The following is a 23137-nucleotide window of genomic DNA, read 5'->3' as shown; positions in this document are numbered from 1 at the left end:
CCGCTGGTCGGCATTGATGAGGATGTGGCCTACAGCGCCGGTGATGCGAATGCGCTGTCGGCGGCGTGCCGTGCGAGCGCGTCGCTGATCGAGGGCCAGGCGGGGTCGCGCTCGTCGGCGGTGTCGACGGCGAAGACGCATTTCAAGGGGCGTTTTTCGCGGTTGTTCTCCGACAATGCGAGCGTGCAGGCGGCGGATGCGACGAATCTGGTCACGGCGCTGCGGGATGTGGCGACGAAGGTCGACGCGCTGACGGAGGAGGCCCGCAAGGAGCAGGCGCGCCGCGAGACGGGGCGGAAGTGGAAGCGGGATCACGACAACCGCAACTGGGCGGAGAAGACGTGGGACGCGATCTTCGGCGAGGATCCCGTGCCGATCGGTCCGGAGGCCAAACCGCTGCCGGTGAGCGTGCCCCAGCCGGTGACGGGCAAGCGGGAGACGCCCGCGCCGGGGTCGGAGACGGGCTCGACGGCGGGCACGAGCTCGGCGGCGCCCGCGGATCTGCGGTCCTTCGCCTCCACCTCGCAGACGCTCAACGACGCGCTGAGCGGACAGCCGGCGTCCCTGCGGGGCAAGTACGAGACCTTCACGGCCTCGTGCAAGTGGGGCGGGGTGAGCGCCTCGGGCGTGTTCACCGCCTATGACACGTACCTGACCAATAACGGCAATGATGTGACGTGGGCCAATACGGTGGCGGCGGCCTTCGAGGCCGTGGGCGGCGAGGACGGCATCTCCACGGTCTCCGACGCCGCGCTCCAGGCGTGTCTGGAGGCGGCGGGGGTGAGCGTGTCGCGCACGCAGATCACGATCGAGCCGGCCAGCGTCCAGGGCGGTCAGGTCACGACCGGGTACGCCGACGACCCGGTCAATACGCTGACCGGCAATTTCATGGAGCCGGAGATCGATCTGGCGTTCGCCGGGGGGTGCGGGGCCCTGGCGCTGATCCGCGTGTACAACTCCTCCTCGGAGGAGGCGGGCGCGTTCGGGCCGGGGTGGTCCAGCGCGCTCGACGCGCGCCTGGAGCTGGGCGATGAGGCGGCGGTGTGGGTGCGCGACGACGGCGCGCACGTGACCTTCCCGCGCCTGGGGGACGGCTGGGGGCGGGCCGTGGGCGCGAACCTGTGGCTGACCGCCGAGGGCGCCGGGGCCGGGGACCCCGCCGGCGGGCGGCTGGTGGTCGGCGACAACGACGGGGGCCGGTGGGTGTTCACCGCCGCGGGCGCCCCGGTGTCCGGTTCGCGCGGCGCGGGCACGGCCGTGTCCTACGTCAGGAGCGGCGGGCGGGTGGTGCGCGTGGATCACGAGCGCGGCCGGAGCGTGTGTCTGACCTGGGACGAGGAGACCGGCCGCGTGGTGGCGGCGCGGGCCTCGGACGGGCGCGAGGTGGTCTACTCCTACGACGGCGCCGGCCGGCTGGTGGGCGCGGCGGGCGGCGACTCGGGCGGGCGGAGCTACGAGTGGGACGAGGACTCGGGGCGCCTGGGCCGGGTCGTGGACGCCGACGGCGTGGTGGAGGCGGACAACGTCTACGACGAGGCCGGGCGGGTGCTCACCCAGCGCTCGGCCGACGGGCGGGTGACCCGCTACTCCTACCTGCCGGGCCTGGTCACGCAGGTCGCCGACGCCGACGGGGGGCGCGCCAATACGTGGATCTACGACTCGCGCGGCCGCCTGATCGGCGTGGTCGACGCCGCGGGCAACCGGCAGTCGGCCGCCTGGGACCGGTGGGGCAACCAGGTCATGGCCGCCGACCGCGACGGGGCGCGCACCGTGCGCGTCTTCGACGGGCGCGGCCGCCTGGTCGAGGAGCTGACGGGGGCGGGCGTGCGCTCGTCGGTGGTGTGGGACGAGTCGGACCGCGTCGTGGAGGTGCGCGCGACCCCCGGCGACGGGCCCGAGTGCGTCACCCGTTTCGCCTACGAGGGCGCCGACCGCCACCCGAGCCGGATCGTCGACCCGGAGGGCGGGGTCACGGCCGCGGTGTGGGAGGACGGCCTGCTCACGCGCGTGACGGACCCCACGGGGCGGTGCACCGCGCTGGACTACGACGCCTTCGGCGACGTGGTGGCGGTGACCAACGGGGCGGGCGAGCGGGCCCGCCTGGAGCGCGACGGGGCCGGGCGGGTGACGGCGTCGATCTCCCCGGCGGGGCGGGTGACCCGCTACGTCTACGACTCGCGCGGGGCGTGCACGGGCCGCATCGACCCGGACGGGGCGGTGTGGGGGTACGAGTACTCGGCGGCGGGCCGCCTGCTGGCCGCCGTCGACCCGCTGGGGAACCGGGTCGAGGTGGTGCGCGACGAGGCCGGGCGGGATGCGGGCAGCATCGACGCCCTGGGGCGGCGCCTGACCAAGGAGTTCGACGACCTGGGCAACCTGGCGGCCCTGCGCCTGCCCGACGGCAGCAGCTGGGAGTTCGTTCATGACGCCCTGTCCCGCCTGACCCGGGTCGCCGACGCCTCGGGGGCCACGTGGTCGCTGGAGCACGACGCCGTCGGGCACGTGACCGCCGGGGTCGACCCCACCGGGGTGCGCCGCGAGGCGAGGATCGGCACGGCCGGGTTCGGCGAGTCGCTCACCGACGGCGCGGCGACCTGGAGGAGCGAGCACGACCCGCTGGGCAGGCTCATCGCGCAGGCCGGCCCGGACGGGGCGGAGATGACCTACCGCTACGACCGGTGCGGGCGGGTGATCGAGTCGGCGGACCCCGACGGCGGGACGACCCTCTTCGAGCGCGACGCCGCCGGGCGCGTGGTGCGGGTGACCATGGCGTCGGGGGCGTCCTACACCTACGAGTACGACGGGGCCGGGCGCTGGTGCGCGTCGGTGTCCACCGGCGGGGCCCGCTACGAGATCGGCTACGACGCCGACGGCAATATCGCCACCGAGACCTGGCCGACCGGCGAGGTGGTGGTCACCGAGCACGACCGGTGCGGGCGGCCGGTGCGCCGGGTCGAGCCCGGGGCGGGGACCACGACCCTGGGCTACGACCGGTGCGGGCGCGTGGTGCGGGTGCGCGACCCCTACTACGGGCTGCGCAGGTACGCCTACGACGCCGCCGGGCAGATCGTGGCGGTCACCAACGCGCTGGGCGGGGTCACCCGTTTCGTCTACGACGAGTGCGGGCGGCCGGTGCGCACGATCGACCCGGCGGGCGGGGTGACCGCGCGGACCTTCGACCGGATGGGGCGGGTGTCGTCGCTGACGGACCCGCTGGGGCGCACCACGCGCTACTCCTACGACGGGGCCGGGCGCCCGATTCGCACGCTGGACGCCGCCGGGAGGGAGCGGACGCTGTCCTACGACCGCTCGGGCCGGCTGACCGCCGAGCGGCTCGACGGGCGGCTGCGGCGCGCCTACGCCCTCGACGAGGCCCGGGCCAACCTGGAGGTCACCGACTACGTCGGGGGCGACGAGCACGACCCGGACGGGTCGGCGCAGTCCTGGCAGTGGTGGTGGAACTGGCGCGGGGAGATGACCCGGGCGCGTCAGGGCTCCCTGCACACCACCTACGACTACGACGCGGACGGCCGCGTGGTGCGCATGGTGCGCCCCGACGGCGAGGCCACCGCCTACGAGTACGACCGCGAGGGGCGGGTGTGCGCCTTCACCCGCGACGGGGTGGGGCGCGTGAGCGTCGAGCGCGACCTGCTGGGGCGCGCCGTGTGCGCCGTCGGCGACGGGGTGCACATCGCCTGGCAGTGGGAGAACGGCTTCCTGGTCCGGCAGGTCACCCACCGCTCGGGCCGGCGGAGCGTGGTGGACTTCGCCCGCGACGCCGACGGGCGGATCGTCTCGCGCACGGTGGACGGGGCCACGACGTCGTTCACCTACGACGCCGCCGGGCAGCTGACCGGCGCGACCGGCCCCGACGGGCGCAGGTCCTACTCGTGGGACGCGCTGGGGCGCATGACGCGGCGCAGCGAGGCGGACGCCACGACGTCGTTCACCTACGACGCCGCCGGGCAGTTGACCGGCGCGGCCGGCCCCGACGGGGCGGTGGCCTTCTCCTACGACGAGCTGGGCAGGCGCACCGGCGAGAGGGGCCCGGGCGGGCGGCGGCGCCTGGTGTGGGACGACGACGACCGCCTGGTGGGGGTGACCACCCTGGTTCAGCGCGGGGATCGTCTCGAGGTGGGCCGCCAGTGGGACCTGGCGTGGGGCGCCGACGGCGAGCTGGCCGCCATCGACTCCACCGACCTGGTGTGGGACCGCGCCGACGGGTTGGCGGTGCCCGTCAGCGCGGGCGGCGCCGCGATCGACGCGGTCGCGGGGGTGAGCGCCGCCTCCCCGGCCCGGGCCGGCGGGGCGCGGGCGGACGCCGCCGGCGCCGCCGACGCTGGCGGGCCCGGGGGGCCGCGCGTGGCCCCGACGTGGGTCAAGACCCAGGACGACCCGTGGGCGACCCCGGCGTCGCTGCTGGACGTGGGTGAGGGGATCTCCATCACGCCGCGGGCGACGGTGGCCTTCGGCGGGCTGGAGGTCATGGGCGCGCGCGTCTACGACCCGGCCACGGGCTCGTTCCTGTCGGTGGACCCGCTGCTGGCGCCCCCGGAGGCCGCCTGGGCGTCCAACCCCTACTCCTACGCGGGCAACGACCCCGTGGGCTTCTCCGACCCCACGGGCCTGGCGCCGGTCAGCGACGCCCAGCTGGCCGCCTACAACCAGGCCCACTCCGGGGCGATCTCCCAGGCCTGGAACGCGGCCAGCTCGTGGGTCAAGGACAACTGGCAGTACATCGCGGCGGCGGCCGTCGTGGCCGTGGGCGTGGGACTGTGCATCACCGGGGTGGGCAGCGGCCTGGGCGCCACCATCCTCATCGGCGCGGCCACCTCCGGCGTCTTCTCCGCCGGCACCCAGTACATCACCACCGGCAGGATCGACCCCAAGTCCCTGGCCGCCGACATCGCCATCGGCGGGGCGACCGCGCCCATCGGCGGCGGCGTGGAGTCCGCCGTCGGGTCGGCCCTGTCGCGCACCGGCCTGTGCCAGGCCGGCCGCAACATCCTCACCGGCGCCGCCTCCAGCGCGGTGGAGGGCGGGGTGTCCGACGGGCTGAGCTACCTGGCCGGGCCCGGCCCCCACACCGTGGGCGGCCTGGCCTCGTCCGTGGGCGGCGGGGCCGCCGGCGGCGGTCTGACCGGCGGCGCCACGGCCAAGATCACCAACCACATGCAGGGACTGACCGGGTGGGCGTGCTTCACCGCCGACACCCCCGTGGTCATGGCCGACGGGTCCACCAGGCCCATCGCCCAGGTGCAGGTCGGCGACCGGGTCCTGGCCCACAACCCCCACACGGGGGCCGATGAGGCCCGCGAGGTCCTGGACACCCCGGTGCACGAGGACGCCGTCACCTGGAGGGTGTCCACCGACGACGGCGGGACCGTCACCACCACCCCCACCCACCGCTTCTGGGTCCAGGGGGCCGGCTGGACCAAGGCGGAGGACCTGGTCCCCGGCGACCGCCTGCGCACCACCGCCGGACCGGGCGCCCCGCCCAGCACCACCGAAAACCCGCACACCACCGACCCCGCCGACGGCGCCACCGGCCGCGCCGAGGACGACCCGCACGCCAACACCGACGGCGCCGACGGCGCCACGGTGGTGGAGTCCGCCCCCACCGGCCGCACCGCCACCGTCCACAACCTCACCATCCACGGCCTGACCAACTACTACATCACCACCACCACCGGCACCAGGGCACTCGTACACAACACCTATGGACCGACCTATCGTGATCTGAAAGATCAGAAATTGTCGGATGCGCACCATATTATCCAGGATGCGGCGGTTCGCGATCTGCCCGGATACTCGCGTTCAGGGGCGCCAGCTATTCAACTTAAAGGCCCATCAAACGTGCCTGGAACAGAACATTATGAGGCCACTCTCGTCCAGCGAGCCGCCGGTGGGGGCACCTACGCGGCGGAACGCGAGATCGCCGAGAGGGGGCTCCGCGCGGCGGGACTCAGCGATCAAGATGTCACATCGGCCATCGAACGTGCAGACAATTACTTCAAGGGTGTTTTGAAGGTTACCGACAGCACGCCCACCAGAATACCAGGAAACAGGGCGAAACAATGACAGGACGCAAGACCCTTCCGGAGGAAATCGTGGTGGAGTTGCGAAATCTTCTGATCTCTATCGTAAGAAAAGACACTCGCAACGACACCGATACCCTTCCGGGCGGCAACATCTCATGGCTCAATGCCGACCGGACCCTTGAGGATTATCCGGCAACTTTTATTGTGCCACCACCGAAGTTCGCCGACTGCATTGAATATGGAGAGTATTATGGAGAATTGAGGGACGGGAGTGGATTCTGGATTGATTGCCCCTTGTGGACCAAGGAGGAGGGGCGTTCGGACCTGGAGGTGCAACTCTTCGCTAAAACTGCGGGGGATGGCACCTGGGATCTTGATGTCACGAACATACTGGTGCCATAGCGGCGCTAATTTTGAATCTACTCGACCCCTGGACTTAGAAAGGCTCTCCGTAGCGGAGTCCGGTTAACGCTCCCGTGAATGAGTGGATATGAGAGAACGGCGTGGGGCTGGGCGGACGCTGGGAATGATGTGCTCTACTCGTCTACTCCGATCTGCGAGGGGAGTAACCCTATGTCCGTGGATGTGGCGCTGTCCGCGGAGAGCAGTGCCGGGCATACGCTGGACGTCAGTGTTATCAATCGGAAGTGAGGCTTTCGCGATGAGGGACATGACCGGGGACCTGGTCGGGCTGGTGCCGCCCCCGGAGGATCCTGAGCCGGCCAGCGGGGGCCTGCCGGAGTCGGTGGTCCTGCCGGAGGACTATCTGCACTTCCTGTCGGTGTACGGGGTGGGGACCTTCGACATGTTCCTGCACGTCATGGCCCCCGAGCGCAGCGACGGGCGCGCGAACGTCCGGGAGCGGACGGCCTCGTTCTGGTCGGTTCTGGCGCGGATGCTGGAGCCCAATCCGACGGTGGAGCCCCTGAGGGGCATGCTCGGCGCCGGCGCCGGCGCCGGGGCGTTCGATCCGGTGGCGCCCCTGTCGGATATGCTCCATGCCGCGGCGTCGGTGGCGGTGTGGGGGTCGACCGATAACGGCGACCTGTGCCTGTGGGTGGTGCCGGCCGAGGGCGAGGACGGCTTCGTGCTCGTCATCGGCTCGAGATTCGAGGACTGGTACGAGTACGGGGTGAGCATCACGGAGTTCCTGCACCGGATTCTTACGGGGGACATCCGCTGCCCCGCATTCCCCGAGGATTTCCCGACGACTGGCGTTCAGATGGTGTTCGGCGACGTTGTCGCGGTCGCGGATCTGCCGACGGCGAGGCACTCGTTCCTCACCGGCGATCAGTACATCCGGGTGATGGACGCGTGGCCCGCGCCCTGGAAGACCATCCAGGAGGAGCAGAGGAAGCAGGGCGGGCCGAGTCCGGGTGATTCCGGAAACGGCGGCGGATTCGAGGTGCCAATGCGCGGCTGAGAAGAGGGGGGAGCGTCATGCTGTCGTTCAGGTGGGTGCTCGGCGATATGACCGATAACAGCCCCGGGGAGATCCCGGCCCTGCTGGCCGATCTCGCCAATGCCGACGAGGAACATGTCAATGTTGACATTGAGGATGATGGCGGTATCGGTCTTAGCGTCTTCGCCGACAGGTGGATCACCATCGAGGACGTGGAGGGGGACTCTCCGAGCATTCCTCACCGGGAGCGACGGTCCGTGGGCCCGGATCGTCATGATGGTTCGGGCGGACGGGCGCGGGGTGGTGCGGGTGAGGCTCCTGGGACGACTCGGGGCGGGGGCGTGTCCAAATCTGTTGCAAAGGCGCCCCGTGACCGGATCGGCCGCGGATGAAAGCGCGGAATATCAACGTTTCTTCTCGCGCGCTCCGACGCGATCGGGGTCTTTGCAACAGATTTGGACAATCGGCGCCGCCAGTGGCCCCTCTGCCGGGGGCGGGCGCCGGTTGGACGGCGACCATGACGAGCACCCCGACGGCCGGACGGGCTCGCGGGAACGCCGCCCGGCCGCGAGCACGTCACTTGACTCGCGAGCACGTACCTCTAGCAGACGTTCTCGCGGGTTACCCGGCGATCTCGCGGGTCAAGTGACGTGCTCGGCGGTTACCCGGCGATCTCGCGGACTGCGGCGCCGGCTCGCCCGGCCCGCGCCGCCCGGACCCTGTCCCGCCCGCGCCCGACCGGACCTGCGGTTGACGCACTCGGCGACGACGTCGAGCCCCTGTCCCGCCCGTGCCCGACTGGACCCGCGCCGCCCCGGTGAACGATGATGGCCGCATACTCGTCCCGCCCCCCGAGCACGCCGGCCTCGAAGCCGTGAGGAAGGTGACCATGACCGCCTCCAGGTCCCGCGCGAAGGCCGCCCCCGGGTCCTCCGGCCCCCGCGCGACCGGGCCCTCCCGCCCCCGCGCGGTGCGGCGCCTGGCCCGGCGCCTGCCCGCCATCGCGGTCATCGTCGTCTCCCTCATCGTCTCCGGCCTGGCCGTGGCCTACCGGGGCATGCCCACCGCGGAGGTCGACGTCGACGACGGCGGCATCTGGGTCACCAACGAGTCCCGCCAGCTGGTGGGCCACCTCAACTACGACTCGCGCACCCTGGACTCCGCGCTGCGCACCGACACCGCCGACTTCGACATCGGCCAGGCCGGCGAGACCGTCACCCTGTCCGACCTCGTCGCCGGCTCCGTCGCCCCCATCGCCGTCGCCGAGGTCTCCGTGGGCGCCGCCGTCTCCCTGCCCGACACTGCCGTGGCCGTCCAGGGCGGCGATCGCGTCGGCGTGCTCGACCCCGACGAGGGCGACCTGTGGGTCGCCTCCGCCTCCGCGCCCGCCTCCACGGCCTTCACCCCCGCCGGCGCCGTGGCCACCGACATGGACGGCGGGGCCGTGACCGCCTCCACCGACGGCGCGGTCATGGCCGTGTCCGCCGCCGCGGGCCGCTTCGTCGTCGTGAAGCCGGGCGGGCGCGTCGACACGGCCGAGTCCACGGCGATCACCGGCCTGCCGCAGACCGCCTCCCTGACCCTGACCGCCGTCGGCGACAGGCCCGTGGCCCTGGACGCCGACGCCGGCACCCTCGTCCTGCCCGACGGCTCCGTGCGCGACCTGCGCGCCCAGGGCGTGGGCGCCGGCGCGGTCCTCCAGGCGCCCGGCCCCGACGCCGACGCCGTCCTCATCGCCACGCCCACCGCCCTGCTGTCCGTGCCCCTGGACGGCGGGGATGTCACCTCCGTCCAGGCGACCTCCGGCGGCGACTCCGGCACGCCCGCGCCCCCCGTGCGCCACCGGGGCTGCGACTACGCCGCCTGGTCCGGCTCGGGCGCCTACCGGCGCGTGTGCGACGACGCCTCCGCCTCCACCGACATGACGGTGGACACGCTCGCCGCCGCCGGCCCCGACATCGTCTTCCGCACCAACCGGACCCGCATCATCCTCAACAGCACCGGCTCGGGCGCGGTGTGGCTGCCCGACGAGAACATGGTCCTCATGGACAACTGGGACGAGGTCGACAAGCAGCTCACCGAGCAGGAGAACCTCGAGGACTCCCCGGACACCACCGACGAGATCGCCGACCCCGAGCGCAACGAGGAGAACACCCCGCCCGACGCCGTCGACGACTCCTTCGGCGTGCGGCCCGGGCGCACCGCCACCCTGCCCGTGCTCCAGAACGACTCCGACCCCGACGGCGACGTCCTGACCGCCGCCGCCACCTCCGAGCCGGGCTTCGGCGCCGTCGCCGCCACCCGCGGCGGGCGCGCCCTCCAGCTCACCGGCGTCGAGGACGACCGCACCGGCTCGACCACCTTCACCTACGAGGCCTCGGACGGGCGGGCCGTCGACACCGCCACCGTCACCGTCACCGTCCACCCCTGGGGCCAGAACGAGGGCCCCTCCCAGCTGCGCGACCCCGCGATCAAGCTGGGCGCCAACGCCCAGATCGACTACAACGTCCTGACCGACTGGATCGACCCCGACGGCGACCAGATCTACCTCGTGTCCGCCACCGGCTCCGAGGGCCTGGAGGTGCGCTCCAACGAGGACGGCACCGTCTCGCTGCACGACCTGGGCGGCGGGCCCGGGCCCAGGACCGTCACCGTCGTCGTCTCCGACGGCAGCGAGCCCACCACCGGGACCCTGACCGTCGACGTGCGCGACGCCGGCAACATCCCGCCCACCGCCAACGCCGACTTCTACGTGGCCCGCAGCGGCGAGCCGCTCACCCTCGAGCCCCTGGCCAACGACACCGACGCCAACGGCGACTCCCTGAGCCTGGTGGCCCTGTCGGTCGCCCCGGAGGGCACCGCCCTGACCCCGGACCTGTCCCTGGGCACCGTCTCCTTCTCCTCGTCGGTGCCCGGCTCCTACCAGTTCACCTACACCGTCTCCGACGGGCCGTCCACCACCCTGGGCGTCATCAGGGTCGACGTCGTCCCCGTGGACTCCCAGGCCGTGCCCGTGGCCGAGGACGACCTGGGCGTCCTGCCCGCCGGCGGGTCGACGCTCGTGGCCCCCCTGGCCAACGACTCCGACCCGGCCGGCGGGGTGCTCGTGGTGCAGAGCATCGAGGTCCCCGACGACCTGGAGGTCACCCTCCTGGACCGCCACCTGCTGCGCGTGAGCGCCCCGGCAGGTCTCGACGCCCCCGTCTCGGTGCCCTACACGGTCTCCAACGGCCAGGCCAGCGCCACCGCCCGCGTCACCGTCGTGCCGGCCCCCGCCGAGGACGACAAGCGCCCGCCCCAGCTCCAGCCGGACTCGGCCAGGGTCCGCGTCGGCGACGTCGGCGGGGTCGACGTCCTGAGCAACGACGTCTCCCCGGCGGGACTGAACCTCACCGTGGACCCCGAGCTCGTCTACACCTCCGACGGCGACGTCGGCACGCCCTTCGTCACCGGCAACCTGGTGCGCCTGGAGGCCGGGTCGAGCCCCGGCACGCTCCAGGTGGCCTACACCGTCCGCGACTCCGCCGGGAACTCGGCCACCTCCACCGTCACCTTCGAGGTCGTGGCCTCCGGGCAGGCCAACGCCGCGCCCCGGCCGCAGGCCCTGACCGCCTGGGCCGTCAGCGGGGAGACCACCCGCATACCCGTGCCGCTGAGCGGCATCGACCCCGACGGCGACTCGGTGACGCTGGTGGGCATCGAGCAGTCCCCGGCCCGGGGCACGGTCGAGCTGGGCACCGAGTGGCTGGAGTACACCCCGGCGACCACCGGCTCGGGCGGGACCGACGTGTTCACCTACATCGTCGAGGACCGCCAGGGCAAGCAGGCGGTGGCCCGCGTGCGCGTGGGGGTGGCCCCGCCCAGCGAGTACAACCAGGCGCCCGTCGCCCAGAACGACGTCGTGCGCACCCGGCCCGACCGGCGCCTGTCGGTCAATGTCACCCGCAACGACCTGGACGCCGACGGCGACCCCATCACCCTGATGCCCGACTCGCTCGAGGTCGCCGACGACTCCCTGGAGCCCACCGCCTCCAGCCCCTACGTCTCGCTGCACACGCCCGCCCGGGAGGGCTCCTACCTCGTCTCCTACGGCATCTCCGACTCGCGCGGGGGCGTCGCCCGCGGCTCCCTGACCGTCAACGTCGACGCCGACGCCCCCCTCCAGGCGCCCCTCGCCCGCGACGACACCGTGGCCCTGGCCGACCTGCCCGAGACCGGCGACGTGCGCGTGGACGTCCTGGCCAATGACGAGGACCCGGACGCGGACCGCTCCGGGCTGACGGTCTCCGCCCGCGGCGAGGGGGTGTCCGTGTCCGGCGACCAGCTGCTCATCACCCCCGCCGAGCGGCGCCGCCTGGTGGTCTACACCGTCACCGACGCCGACGGGCTGAGCGCCTCCGCCGTCGTGTCCGTGCCCGGGACCGACCTGACCGGCCCCGTCCTGGACTCCACCCGCGTCCCGGTGACCGTGCGCTCCGGGGAGGACGTCGTGCTCGACGTGCGCGACTACGTGCTCACCCGCTCCGGGCGCACCCCCCGCATCACCGACCCGGCCACCCTGACGGCCTCCACCGGCGTGGACCCGGGCATCTCCCTGACCGACGAGACCCACATCGCCTTCCACGTGTCCGCCGACTACTCGGGGCGGGCCTCGGTGTCCTTCACGGCGCGCGACGGCGCCGCCGACGACGACTCGGCGCTGTCGGCGACCCTCACCCTGCCCCTGCGGGTCGACACCGCCCGCAACACCCCGCCCACCCTCAAGCCCACGCCCATCCGGGTCGCCGTCGGGGAGGACGCGGTCACCCAGGACCTGGCCCTCATGGTCCGCGACCCCGACGGCGCCGACCCGGCCGCCTTCGGCTACGCCGTCTCCGGCGTCCCCGACGGCGTGACCGCCACCCTGAACGGGCACGTCCTGTCCGTCAAGGCCGCCACCGACAAGAAGGGCCCGGCGGGCTCGCTGACGGTCTCCGTCGACGACGGCTCCGGCGCGGTCCAGGCGCAGGTCCCCATCACCATCGTGACCTCGACCAGGCCGCTGACCCAGGTCTCCGAGGCCGTCGTCGAGGCCGCCGGGGCCGGCGTCACCGAGGCCGTCGACATCACCCGGTACACGATCAACCCCTTCCCCTCCACCCCGCTGCGCATCACCGCCACCTCCGTGCAGGTGGGCCGGGGCACGGTCGACCCGCAGGGCACCACCCTCAACATCACCCCCGCCGCGGGCTTCCACGGCCAGATGACCGTCGTCTACCGGGTCATGGACGCCACCGGGGACGCCGACCGCGTCGTCGAGGGCACCGTCAGGCTCATTGTGCGCGACCGGCCCGACGCCCCCACCGATGTGCACGTGTCCGCCACCGGCGCCGGGAGCGCCCTCGTCACCTTCCAGCCGGGGTCGGACAACGGCGCCCCCATCACCGGCTACACCCTGACCGACACGAGCACGGGCCTGGCCCACTCCTGCGCCGTGTCCTCTTGCGAGCTGACCGGCCTGGCCAACGGCGTCGAGCACGCCTTCAGCGTCGTGGCCCACAACGACGTCGGCGACTCGCCCGCCTCGGCGCCCTCCGCCCCCGTCCTCGTCGACGCCTCCCCCGAGGCCCCGGCGGCCCCCGCCGCCGCCCCGGGCGACTCGGGACAGATCAAGGTCTCCTGGCAGGAGCCGGCGAACGAGGGCTCGCCCATCACCGGTTACACCGTCTCCCTGGTCGGCGGGCCGAGCCGGGAGGCGGGCGCCTCGGCCCGCTCGGCGACCTTCGAGGGCCTGGTCAACGGGCAGACCTACAGCGTCACCGTCACCGCCCACAACGCCGGCGGCGACTCGCCGCCCTCGCCCGCCACCCAGGTCACGCCCGTCGGCCCGCCGCAGGCCCCCACCGTCACCGGCGCCACCGTCACCGGCGTCACCGCCACCCAGGCGGGCCTCCACGTCACCTGGGTGCTGGGCGACGCGGGCGGGCGGACCTTCACCTCCGCCACGCTCAGCGCCGGGGGCGCCAGCGCGTCCGTCGACCCCGGCGCCGGGGCCGCCGACCTGACCATCCCCCTGCCCGCCGGGGGCAGGGCCGACGTCACCGTCACGGCGTGCACCGACGCGGGCGAGTGCGTCACCTCCCCGGCGCTCGGCGTCGATGTCCGCGCCATCGCGCCCGCCCAGCCGAGCCTCGCCGTGTCCGGGGCCACCGCCACGGGCCTGACCGTCTCCTGGTCCGTGCCCCGGGCCGCCGACCCCGCGGCCACCGCCACCGTCACGGTCGACGGGCGCGAGGTCGCCACCGGCCAGCCCGAGAACGGCTCGACGACGGCGACCGGCCTGACCCCCGGCGCCGATCACACGATCACGGTCACACTCACCAACGCCGCCGGGACCGCGTCCGCCACCGCCACGGCCGCCACCCTGCCGCGGGTCTCCCTGACCCTGGCCGACTGCACGGGCAAGGAGGCCGGGTACGCGGCGGGCTGCCGCACCTACTCCCTGACGGCGCAGTCCTGGCCGGCGTCCCTGGGGTCGATGACCTGCACCGTCGCCAGCGACCTGACGGACCCCGCCAACCCGAACCGGCCCCTGACCGCCCCCGCCGTGACCCTGACCAATGCGAGCCCCGTGCCCTCGGGGATCGCCGTCGGCTACACCACCCAGGGCGCGCTCGAGGCGCACACCGCCGAGCTGGTGACCTGCACCGGCCCCTGACCGCCGGCGGCCCCGCCCGCCCCCGCATCCCGCCCCACCGACTCCGAGGAACCACGCACATGCCCATCAGCCCCGAGGACGCGACCCGCTTCGCCCGCACCTTCGCCGCTCTCGTCGACGGCATCGCCGTCGCGCTGCTGGGCAAGGAGTCCACGATCCGCCTGGCCCTGACCACCATGCTCTCCGACGGGCACCTCCTGCTGGAGGACGCCCCGGGCACCGGCAAGACCGCCCTGGCCCGGGCCATGGCCGCCGTCATCGACGGCACGCAGTCGCGCATCCAGTTCACCCCGGACCTGCTGCCGTCCGACATCACGGGGGTGAGCATCTACGACCAGAAGACGGGGGACTGGGTCTTCCAGGCCGGCCCCGTGTTCGCCCAGGTCGTCCTGGCCGACGAGGTCAACCGGGCCAGCCCCAAGACCCAGTCGGCGCTGCTGGAGGTCATGGAGGAGTCGCAGGTGACGGTCGGCGGGGTCACCCACCCGGCCCCGCGCCCCTTCATCGTCATCGCCACCCAGAACCCCATCGAGCAGGCCGGCACCTACCCCCTGCCCGAGGCCCAGCTCGACCGCTTCCTCATGAAGACCTCCATCGGCTACCCGGCCCGCGCCGCCATGATCGACGTCCTGGAGGGCGCCGCCGCCCCCAACCGCTCGCGCCTGGTGCGCCCCGTCGTCACCGCCGAGCAGCTCACGGCCCTGTCCGCCCTGGCCGCGCGCAACCACACCGACAGGTCCGTGCTCGACTACGTGGCGGCCCTGGCCGAGGCGACCCGCGAGGACGACTCCGCCCGCCTGGGCGTGTCCACGCGCGGGGCCATCGCCATGGTGCGCTGCGCCCGGGTGTGGGCGGCCGCCCAGGGGCGCAACTTCGTCCTGCCCGACGACGTCAAGGCCCTGGCCGGTCCGGTGTGGGTGCACCGGGTCGTCGTCGACCCCGACGCCGCCTTCTCCGGCGCCACCGCCGAGGGCGTCGTCGCCCGCGCCCTGACCTCCGTGCCGGCCCCCGCCGCGGACGCATGAGCACGGCCGGTCCGCCCCCGCCAGACGGCCCGCGGGCCCGGGGCGCCCGCGCGGACGGGGCCCGGGCCGGGATCGGCCCGCGCGCCGCGGCCTCCGCCCGCCGGATGGGGGGCGCGCTGGGCCGGGCGGCCGGGCCGCTGCGGATCCTGACCCCGGCGGGCCGGGCCGCCCTGGTCACGGGGGCCGTCGCCGCCCTGGTCGCCGCGACGGCCGGGTGGGTCGAGGCCGGCGCGATCGCCTGGTGCTGCGCCGTCGTCCTCCTGGCGGCGCTGGTCCAGGTGGCCGTCCCCAGCCCCCACGCGGTGGCGCTGCACCTGTCCAACCGCCGGGTGGTCGCCGGGCAGACGGCGATCGGCGAGATCGCGGTGACCAACCGGCGCGCCCGGCGCGCCGGCGCCGGCGTGATCGAGCTGCCCATCGGCGCCGGCGCCGGCCAGATCCTCGTGCCGCCCCTGGCGGGCCACGAGACCTGGAACGAGGTCTTCTCCGTGGTCACCCGCCGCCGCGGCCTGATCCGCATCGGCCCCGCCCACGCGGTGCGCGCCGACGCCCTGGGCCTGGTGCGCCGCGTGAGCACCTGGGACAACCCCGAGACCCTCCACGTGCACCCGCGCACCGTCCGCGTCCCCTTCGAGGCCACCGGCTTCCAGCTCGACGTCGAGGGCGTGGTCACCGCCAAGCTGTCCTCCTCCGACGTGGCCTTCCACGCGCTGCGCGACTACGAGCCCGGCGACGACCGCCGCCACGTCCACTGGGCCTCCTCCGCCCGCCTGGGCAGGCTCGTCGTGCGCCAGTTCGAGGAGACCCGCCGTTCCCACCACCTGCTCGTCCTGGACACCCGCAGCGGGGCCTGGCCGCGCGACGACTTCGAGACGGCCGTGTCCGTGGCCGCCTCCCTCGCCCTGGCGGACATGACCCGCTCGCGCACCGTGTGGCTGCGCGGGCGCGCCGGCTGGCTGCCCACCTCCGCCCCCGTCGGCCTCATGGACGCCCTGGCCGAGCTCGAGCCCGACGACGCCGGCGCGGACCCCCTGGCCGACGTGGTCCGCCGGGCGGTGGCCGAGCACCCCGACCTGTCCGCCCTCACCGTCGTCGTCGGCCCCGACACCGACGACGAGGAGGCCGCCCGCCTGCTGGCCCCCGCGGGCCCCGACGTCGCCGCCGGGGTCCTGAGGATCCGCACGGGCGCGGTGCGCAGGCGCCTGAGCGTGGAGCGGGGCAGCCTCGTGGACTGCCCCTCGGTGGAGGACCTGCCCCACCTGCTGCTCCTGGCGGGAACGGCCTCATGAGCCCGCGCCGATCCGAGGACACCGCCCCCCGCCGCAGGGGGCCGGAGGACACCGCCCCGAGGCGCACCGGCCCCGCCCGGGGCGCTGGCTCCCGGGGCGCCGGGTCCGACCGCCGCGCCGGGTCCGCCCCGGCCCGGGGGAGTGGCGGGTCCGCCCCGCCCCCGCCCGTCGGCCCGCCCCGGCCCGCCCTGTGGCGCCTCCTCGTCGTCGCCGCCCTCCTGGTCCCGATGGTCCTCCTCCACGAGCCCGTCTTCGGCGACGGCGCGGGCCTGCGGGCCGCGGGCGCCGGATGCGCCGTCGGCCTGCTCATCGCCGCGGCCAGCACCCGGTGGCGCTGGGACGCGCTGTCCACGCTCGCGGCGGTGCTCGCCGCCCACCTGCTGGGCGGCGGGGCGGCCGCCCTGCCCACGACGACCGCGCACGGCGTCGTGCCCACGGCGCTGACCATCCAGACCCTCGTCATCCAGACGGTCCGGTCCTGGAAGGACCTGCTGACTCTCATGCCGCTGGCCTCCGCCTACGTCGGCCCGGCGGTCATGCCCTGGCTGTCCGGGCTCCTGTGCTCCCTGGCGGCGGGCCTGCTCACCGTGCGCGCGCGCCGCCCCATGCTGGGCACCGCGCCCATCATGCTCCTGGGCGCCCTGGGCATCGCCTTCGGGCCGACCGGCGTGCGCCCCGCCGTGTGGCCCGCCGTCGCCTGGTTCGCCGCCGTGCTGGCGTGGTGGGCCTGGATCGGCAGCCGCATGAGCCTGGAGTCCGGCGAGGACATCCGCGTCGGGCGCACCGCGGTGGGCCTGACCATGACCCGCACCGCCACGCGCGGGGCCTCCCGCGCCGTCGCGCGCACCGGCCGGCGGATCGTCGTCGCCGCCCTCACGCTGGCCCTGGCCGGGGGCACCGGCTTGGCCGCCACCACCGGGCTCGGACCGTGGCAGCGGGTCGTGGGGCGCGACCTGATCACCCCGCCGCTGGACGCCCGCCAGTACCCCTCGCCGCTGGCCGCCTTCCGCCACTACACCTCGGACCTGGAGGAGACGACCCTCGTCCAGGTCGCCGGCCTGCCGGAGGGGGCCCGGCTCCGCCTGGCCGCCATGGACGTCTACGACGGCACCACCTTCACCATGAGCCCGGCCGGCACCCACCCCGGCGACGGCTACCTGAGCGTCGGCACCAGAATGCCCGCCTTCGACGTGCCCGACGGCTCCGCCGCGGCCCAGATGACCATCAGCTCCTCCGGGCTGCTCGGCCCGTGGGTCCCCACCACCGGCGCCGTCACCGCCCTGACCTTCACCGGGGGCGACGCCGCCGCCCAGCAGGACGGGCTGCACCTGGACCGCTGGGCCCAGGCCCTGCTCACCACCGGCCCCACCGCCTCCATGACCTACAGCCTGGACACCATGGTCACGCCCGACTGGTCCGACGGCCAACTCCAGGGAGTCGACGCGCCCCCGCCCAGGGGCGAGGACCGCCACGTGCCCCAGGCCGTGTCCGACCTGGCCACCCGCGTCGCCGGATCCGAGCAGACCCCCCTCGGACGGGCCCGCGCCATCGAGCGCTACCTGACGACCAACGGCTACTACTCCAACGAGGACACCGCGGCCTCCCGGCCCGGCCACCGCAGCGACCGCCTCCAGCGCATGCTCGAGGCCGACCAGCTCATCGGCGACGACGAGCAGTACGCGGCCCTCATGGCCCTCATGCTGCACTCCCTGGGCGTCAACGCCCGCGTCGTCATGGGGCTCTACCCGCCGGGCGGCGGCCAGAGCGCCACCCTGCACGGCGGCGACGTGCACGCGTGGGTCGAGGTCGAGTTCGACGGCGTCGGCTGGCAGACCTTCGACCCGACCCCGCCCTACGACCAGACCCCGCAGACCGAGGTCACCAAGCCGCGATCCGTGCCCCAGCCCCAGGTCCTCCAGCCCCCCGAACCGCCCGACGCCCCCATCGAACTGCCCCCCTCGACGTCGGACAAGCCGGCCGGTCAGCAGAACGACGAGGGCCGGTCCTTGCCCTGGGGGATCATCGGCGCGGTCGGCGCCGGCCTGCTGCTGCTCGTAGGGCCGGTCGTTCTCATCGTCGCGGCCAAGGCTCTGCGACGGCGCCGACGGCGCCGGGCCGAGCCCGCCCGCGCCCTGACCGGATCGTGGGACGAGGTCGTCGACCTGGCGACCGACGCCGGCATCGACGTCCCCGTCCACCTCACCCGCCAGGAGGCCGCCTGGATGCTCGCCGACGAGTTCGCTCCGGCGGCGGAGGCGAAGGCCGGTCCGGCGGCGGAGGCGAAGGCCGGTCCGGCGGCGGGGAAGGGCCCGGCCGAGGAGGCCGGTCCGGTTCCGGTCCCGAAGGTCAATTCGCCATCGGAAACCGTCCTGCCGCCGGGAGCCGGCTCGCCATTCAAGGCCAGTCCGACGTCGGAAGCCGGCCCGACCCCGGAGATCGGCTCGGTGCCGCCCCCGGCGTCGGAGGCTGGCCCGCCGCAAGAGGCCGGTCCGCCGCCGAGAACGGACGCTGCGCCAGCGCAGGTGCCGGGGACGAACCCCGAGGCGCCTCCGTCCTTCGCCCCGAGGTCGTTCCCCGCCCCCGCTCCGGCATCGATTCCGGCGCCGCCCCCGGCGTCGGCCCCAGTCTCGCTGTCGGCCCCCACCCCGGAGACGGCCGTCGCCTCGTTGTCGGCTCCTACGCCGGCGTCGGTTCCGGTCTCGTTGTCGGCTCCCACCCCGGAGACGGCCGTCGCCTCGCTGTCGGCCCCCACTCCGGAAACGGCCCCGGTTTCGATGTCGGCTTCCACTCCGGAAACGGCCCCGGTCTCTTCTCCGGCTCCCGCCCCGGCGTCGGTTCCGGTCTCGCTGTCGGCTCCTACTCCGGAGACGGCTGTTGCTTCGTTGTCGGCTTCCACGCCTGAGACGGCCCCCGTTTCTCCGGCTCCTGCCCCGGCGCTCTCTCCGGCGTCGATTCCCGCTCCGGCGTCGATTCCGGTCTCTTCGCCGGCTCCTGCCCCGGCGTCGGCCCCCGCCCCGGAACCGGCGCCAGTCCCGGCCCCAGCCTCGGCCCCGGAAACGAACCCGGCCCCGGGCGCCGCGGCGCCGCGCCGACCCGTGACCGGCTGGTCGGACCCTGACGAGGCCGTCCCCGTCGTCGTCTCCATCGCCCGGCGCGCCGACGTCGCCAGCTTCGCCGAGGGGGCCACCACGCCCGAGGAGGCCCGCACCGCCTGGACGGAGGTGGACGCGCTGCGACGGGGGGTGCGGCGCTCGACCGGACCGCTCGCCCGCGCGCGCCGGACCCTGTCCCCGCGCTCGCTGCGCGCCCGGCGCCGCCGCCGTCGGGCCTCCCGCCGCCGCGGGGGGAAGGACAGCGGAAGGAAGGACGACTGATGGTCCACAGGATCGCGCCCCCGCCCGAGATCGAGGGCCTGACCTGGGTGCGCGCGCTCGGCTCCGGCGGCTTCGCCGACGTGCACCTGTACCGCCAGTCCCTGCCGGCCCGGGACGTGGCCGTCAAGGTGGTGCGCGACCCCACGGAGAGCGGGAGCGTCGACGAGATGCACCGCGAGGCCGACGCGACGGCCGCCGTCGCCGGCCACCCGGCCGTCATCGAGCTCCACGGCGCCGGAACCACCGCGGACGGGCGCCCCTACCTCATCATGGAGTACTGCCCCGTGGCGGACATCGGCGAGCAGGCGCGGGCCCGCCCCATGGCCGTGGACCGGACCCTGGACCTGATCATCCGCGTGTGCGGCGGGGTCGAGGCGCTGCACCGGGCGGGACTCGTCCACCGCGACATCAAGCCCTCCAACATCATGCTGGACGCCTACGGGCGGCCCGTCCTGGCGGACTTCGGCGTGGCCGCCCCCATCGGCGAGCTCGAGCCCGGGCGGCTGGACGGCTTCTCGGTCCTGTGGGCGCCGCCGGAGCAGCAGGACGCCCGCACCCATGCCCACCCCACGCAGGACGTGTGGGCGCTCGCGGCCACGACGTGGACCCTGCTGACGGGGCGCAGCCCCTTCGAGGACCCGCTGGGGGACAACGGCGCGCTCGCCGTCGCCCACCGGGTGCGCTCCGGGCGGCTGCGGGGGCTGGGCCGGCCGGACGCCCCCGCCCAGCTCGAGGGGGTCCTGCGGGCGGCCATGGCCCTGGACCCGCTGGAGCGCACCGGCTCGGCCCTGCGCCTGGGCGAGGATCTCCAGGGCATCCAGCGGATCATGGGCCGGCCGGTCACGGCCATGAGCATCGAGCCGGGAGGCCTGGCCGCCGAGCCCGTGCTGCCCGCGGCGGACGGGTCGGGCGCCGCCGTCAAGACCCGCCAGCGTGGTTCCCGCCCGGCGGCCCCCGCGGGAACCCGGCGGCGCGCGCGCCCGTCGGTCGACCCCGAGCGGACCCGGATGCGGGCGCCCTCCTACGACTTCCAGAACTTCCAGAACGAGGTGCCCAAGCCGAGCGCCGACGACTGGGAGCAGCCGAGAATCCCGGAGGCCTCGACCGGCGAGCCCGTGGAGCCGACCGGCCCCCGCGGGCGCCGTATCCACCCGCTGGGGGTGGTGGCCCTCAGCGTGGTGGGCGCGGTGGCGGCGGCCGGGCTCGTCATCGCCATGCTCACCAACGGCGGGCGGACCACGAGCCTGGCGCCGGCGACCGGGGGCGGGGCGACCGGCGAGCAGCCGGGGGAGGCGGTCGACGTCCTGCCGCTGCCGGTGTCGGCCCTGACGGGGCGGGTCGACGGCGAGGACGTCGTGTGGACGTGGGTCGATGGGGCCGACGCCGCGGGGGACGGCGGGACGAGCAGTGCGGGAGCCGCGCCGGGGACGGGCGGCGCGGGGTCGGACGCGCCGGGGACGGGCGGTGCGGGGGCGGACGCGACGGCGCATCCGGCGGCCGAGTCCTACATCTACACCGTGGAGCGCCCCGGGCAGGAGGAGCGCACGGACCGCACGAACCTCAACTCCGTGAAGGTGGTGGCGGTGCCCGGGGAGAACTGCATCGAGGTGGTGGCGGTCGCCTCCGGGGGGCGGGCCGCGGACCCGGTGCGCGAGTGCGTCCAGGTCCCGTGAGGGGCTGCACCGCCGTCACGAGGGACGGCGCCCCGGTCGCAACCGGTGGACATCCGCATGGACAAAAATCGGGGTCATAATCATGAATGCCGACGGCGACAGGCGGTATCTCAGTACTCATCCGTGGATCACGTTGGGTTTCAAGATGGACAGGCTGAGTCCCGCAACCTGGGCTCTGCTGGGGGAGGCGGCCGCGAAGTGCGAGCACCTGGCCGGCTCGGCCATGCCCCCGGAGTTCGCCGAGGAGCTCAATCAGGTCAGCCTGGAGCGGGGCGCGCACGGGACCGCCGGCATCGAGGGCAACAGCCTGAGTGAGGAGGATGTGCGGGCCATCGTGCGGGGCGAGTCCAGGATCCCTCCGTCTCGGGCCTACCAGAAGCAGGAGATCGAGAACATCGTGGACCTGTTCAATGACATCGCCCGCGACTGCCTGGAGGGCCATCCCGCGCCGCTGAGCCCCGAGCGTCTCAAGGAGCAGCACGCCCGCCTCATGGTCGGCCAGCCCGAGAAGGAGGGCGTGGTCCCCGGCGAGTTCCGCACTCATGACGTCGTCGTCGGTCGTTACCGGGGGGCGCCGTCGGAGGACTGCGACTACCTGGTCCGCAGGCTGTGCGACTGGCTCAATGGCGAGTTGGAGGACCTGGGCGGGAGCGACGACGTGCTGCGCGACCCCCGGGTCTTCGTGCTGGCGGCCCTGGCCCACCTGCACCTGGCCTGGATCCATCCCTTCGGCGATGGCAATGGGCGCATCTCGCGGCTGCTGGAGTTCGAGATTCTCCTCCGCGCGAGTATTCCTGTGCCGGCCGCGCATCTTCTGTCGGACCACTACAATAAGACTCGCGATCACTACTACGCGATTCTGGAGCGCACGAGCCGCGCCGACGGCTATCCCATGGAGGACTTCGTCCACTATGCGACCGAGGGGCTCGTCGACGGCCTGCGGGAGCAGCTTCAGAAGGTGCGGAACATGCAGATGACCATTATGTGGCAGTCGTACGTCCATGAGCGGTTCCACGGGCAGCACACGCCCGCCAGGATGCGGATGCGCGACGTCGTCCTCCTCCTGCCCCCGGGTGAGTGGACTGCTCCCAATGACATCGTCATGCTCAGCAAAGACATCAATGATGCTTATCGAGGCAAGACGTCCAAAACGATTTCCCGCGATATCAATGCGCTTGAGAGTATGGGACTGGTGGAGAAGCGGCGCGGCCGGGGGGGTGCGACCCCGCATCGAGATCATGGCCGCCTTCCTGCCGCCCCGGCGCGAGCAGTGAGCCTTTCTCGTCAGGATTCGTGCCAGAGCGTGATGATGACGAGGGCCTCGGAACGGAGGGTGAAAGGTGCGCGCCGGGCGCCTCGAAGACCAGCTGAGAGCAACCCGACTCGGCGATAGGCCCCGCCTGCCATGCCTTCGAATGCGAAGAGTCCCAGACCTGAAGAGCCGATATATGTTGGATCAATCTTCGTCCCCGGTCTGAATACCGTCCCCCTCTCGGATGCCGACCACTGCGCCGTGCGGGCAACCTGCTTCACGTCGACTCCCACTCTCGCGAATACACCGGACTTGTAGGCCGGGTAGCCCAGGATGAGGGCCACCAGGATGAGGATCGCGGTCCGGCGCCGTTTGGTCCTCGTC

11 protein-coding genes are annotated in these 23137 nt (G+C 73.8%); 10 read left to right on the top strand and 1 reads right to left on the bottom strand.

Annotation, left to right across the window (positions count from 1 at the left end; all coding sequences use genetic code 11):
- Positions 1-29: 29 nt before the first annotated feature.
- Positions 30-215: a hypothetical protein gene (locus tag G446_RS20225; RefSeq protein WP_156916698.1), complete on the bottom strand. Its 186-nt coding sequence runs from the start codon at positions 213-215 to the stop codon at positions 30-32.
- Here G446_RS20225 and G446_RS0113595 point away from each other — a divergent pair.
- From G446_RS0113595 to G446_RS18120, 10 genes are all read left to right on the top strand, one after another.
- On the top strand, positions 184-6081 hold the full coding sequence (locus G446_RS0113595; RefSeq protein ID WP_026410536.1) for a DUF6531 domain-containing protein: 5898 nt from the start codon (positions 184-186) through the stop codon (positions 6079-6081). The genes G446_RS20225 and G446_RS0113595 overlap by 32 nt on opposite strands.
- On the top strand, positions 6078-6443 hold the full coding sequence (locus tag G446_RS20220) for a DUF7668 domain-containing protein (RefSeq protein ID WP_156916697.1): 366 nt from the start codon (positions 6078-6080) through the stop codon (positions 6441-6443). Before G446_RS0113595 ends, G446_RS20220 begins: the two co-directional genes overlap by 4 nt.
- A gap of 259 nt (positions 6444-6702) precedes the next feature.
- Positions 6703-7464: a hypothetical protein gene (locus tag G446_RS0113590; protein WP_026410535.1), complete on the top strand. Its 762-nt coding sequence runs from the start codon at positions 6703-6705 to the stop codon at positions 7462-7464.
- A 17-nt stretch (positions 7465-7481) separates the two neighbouring features.
- Positions 7482-7835 (top strand): hypothetical protein, encoded by a 354-nt coding sequence (locus G446_RS20215; protein ID WP_156916696.1) that lies wholly within the window; start codon positions 7482-7484, stop codon positions 7833-7835.
- 497 nt (positions 7836-8332) lie between these two features.
- Entirely contained in the window at positions 8333-14140 is a 5808-nt protein-coding gene (locus G446_RS18130; protein WP_051286024.1) for an Ig-like domain-containing protein, read from the top strand.
- Positions 14141-14199: 59 nt separating this feature from the next.
- Positions 14200-15165, top strand: a complete 966-nt coding sequence (locus tag G446_RS0113580) for an AAA family ATPase (RefSeq protein WP_026410534.1) — start codon at positions 14200-14202, stop codon at positions 15163-15165.
- A complete protein-coding gene (locus G446_RS0113575) occupies positions 15162-16454 on the top strand; it encodes a DUF58 domain-containing protein (protein ID WP_051286023.1) in 1293 nt (430 codons plus the stop codon). The genes G446_RS0113580 and G446_RS0113575 overlap by 4 nt, the downstream gene beginning before the upstream one ends.
- Entirely contained in the window at positions 16451-19828 is a 3378-nt protein-coding gene (locus G446_RS21390; RefSeq protein WP_051286022.1) for a transglutaminase TgpA family protein, read from the top strand. The genes G446_RS0113575 and G446_RS21390 overlap by 4 nt, the downstream gene beginning before the upstream one ends.
- Complete coding sequence (locus tag G446_RS0113565) at positions 19828-21501, top strand: serine/threonine-protein kinase (RefSeq protein WP_034470822.1); 1674 nt, start codon at positions 19828-19830, stop codon at positions 21499-21501. Before G446_RS21390 ends, G446_RS0113565 begins: the two co-directional genes overlap by 1 nt.
- 145 nt (positions 21502-21646) lie before the next feature.
- Entirely contained in the window at positions 21647-22894 is a 1248-nt protein-coding gene (locus G446_RS18120) for a Fic family protein (RefSeq protein WP_169721299.1), read from the top strand.
- The last annotated feature ends 243 nt before the right edge of the window (positions 22895-23137 follow it).

It is taken from the genome of Actinomyces dentalis DSM 19115 (assembly GCF_000429225.1).
Taxonomy (GTDB): domain Bacteria; phylum Actinomycetota; class Actinomycetes; order Actinomycetales; family Actinomycetaceae; genus Actinomyces; species Actinomyces dentalis.
This window is presented reverse-complemented; position numbering and strand designations above follow the sequence as displayed.

Coding starts and splice junctions, on each gene's coding strand:
- G446_RS20220 (WP_156916697.1), top strand. CDS start 6,078: ATGACAGGACGCAAGACCCTTCCGGAGGAAATCGTGGTGGAGTTGCGA.
- G446_RS0113580 (WP_026410534.1), top strand. CDS start 14,200: ATGCCCATCAGCCCCGAGGACGCGACCCGCTTCGCCCGCACCTTCGCC.
- G446_RS20215 (WP_156916696.1), top strand. CDS start 7,482: ATGCTGTCGTTCAGGTGGGTGCTCGGCGATATGACCGATAACAGCCCC.
- G446_RS0113575 (WP_051286023.1), top strand. CDS start 15,162: ATGAGCACGGCCGGTCCGCCCCCGCCAGACGGCCCGCGGGCCCGGGGC.
- G446_RS21390 (WP_051286022.1), top strand. CDS start 16,451: ATGAGCCCGCGCCGATCCGAGGACACCGCCCCCCGCCGCAGGGGGCCG.
- G446_RS0113565 (WP_034470822.1), top strand. CDS start 19,828: ATGGTCCACAGGATCGCGCCCCCGCCCGAGATCGAGGGCCTGACCTGG.
- G446_RS0113590 (WP_026410535.1), top strand. CDS start 6,703: ATGAGGGACATGACCGGGGACCTGGTCGGGCTGGTGCCGCCCCCGGAG.
- G446_RS18130 (WP_051286024.1), top strand. CDS start 8,333: ATGACCGCCTCCAGGTCCCGCGCGAAGGCCGCCCCCGGGTCCTCCGGC.
- G446_RS18120 (WP_169721299.1), top strand. CDS start 21,647: ATGGACAGGCTGAGTCCCGCAACCTGGGCTCTGCTGGGGGAGGCGGCC.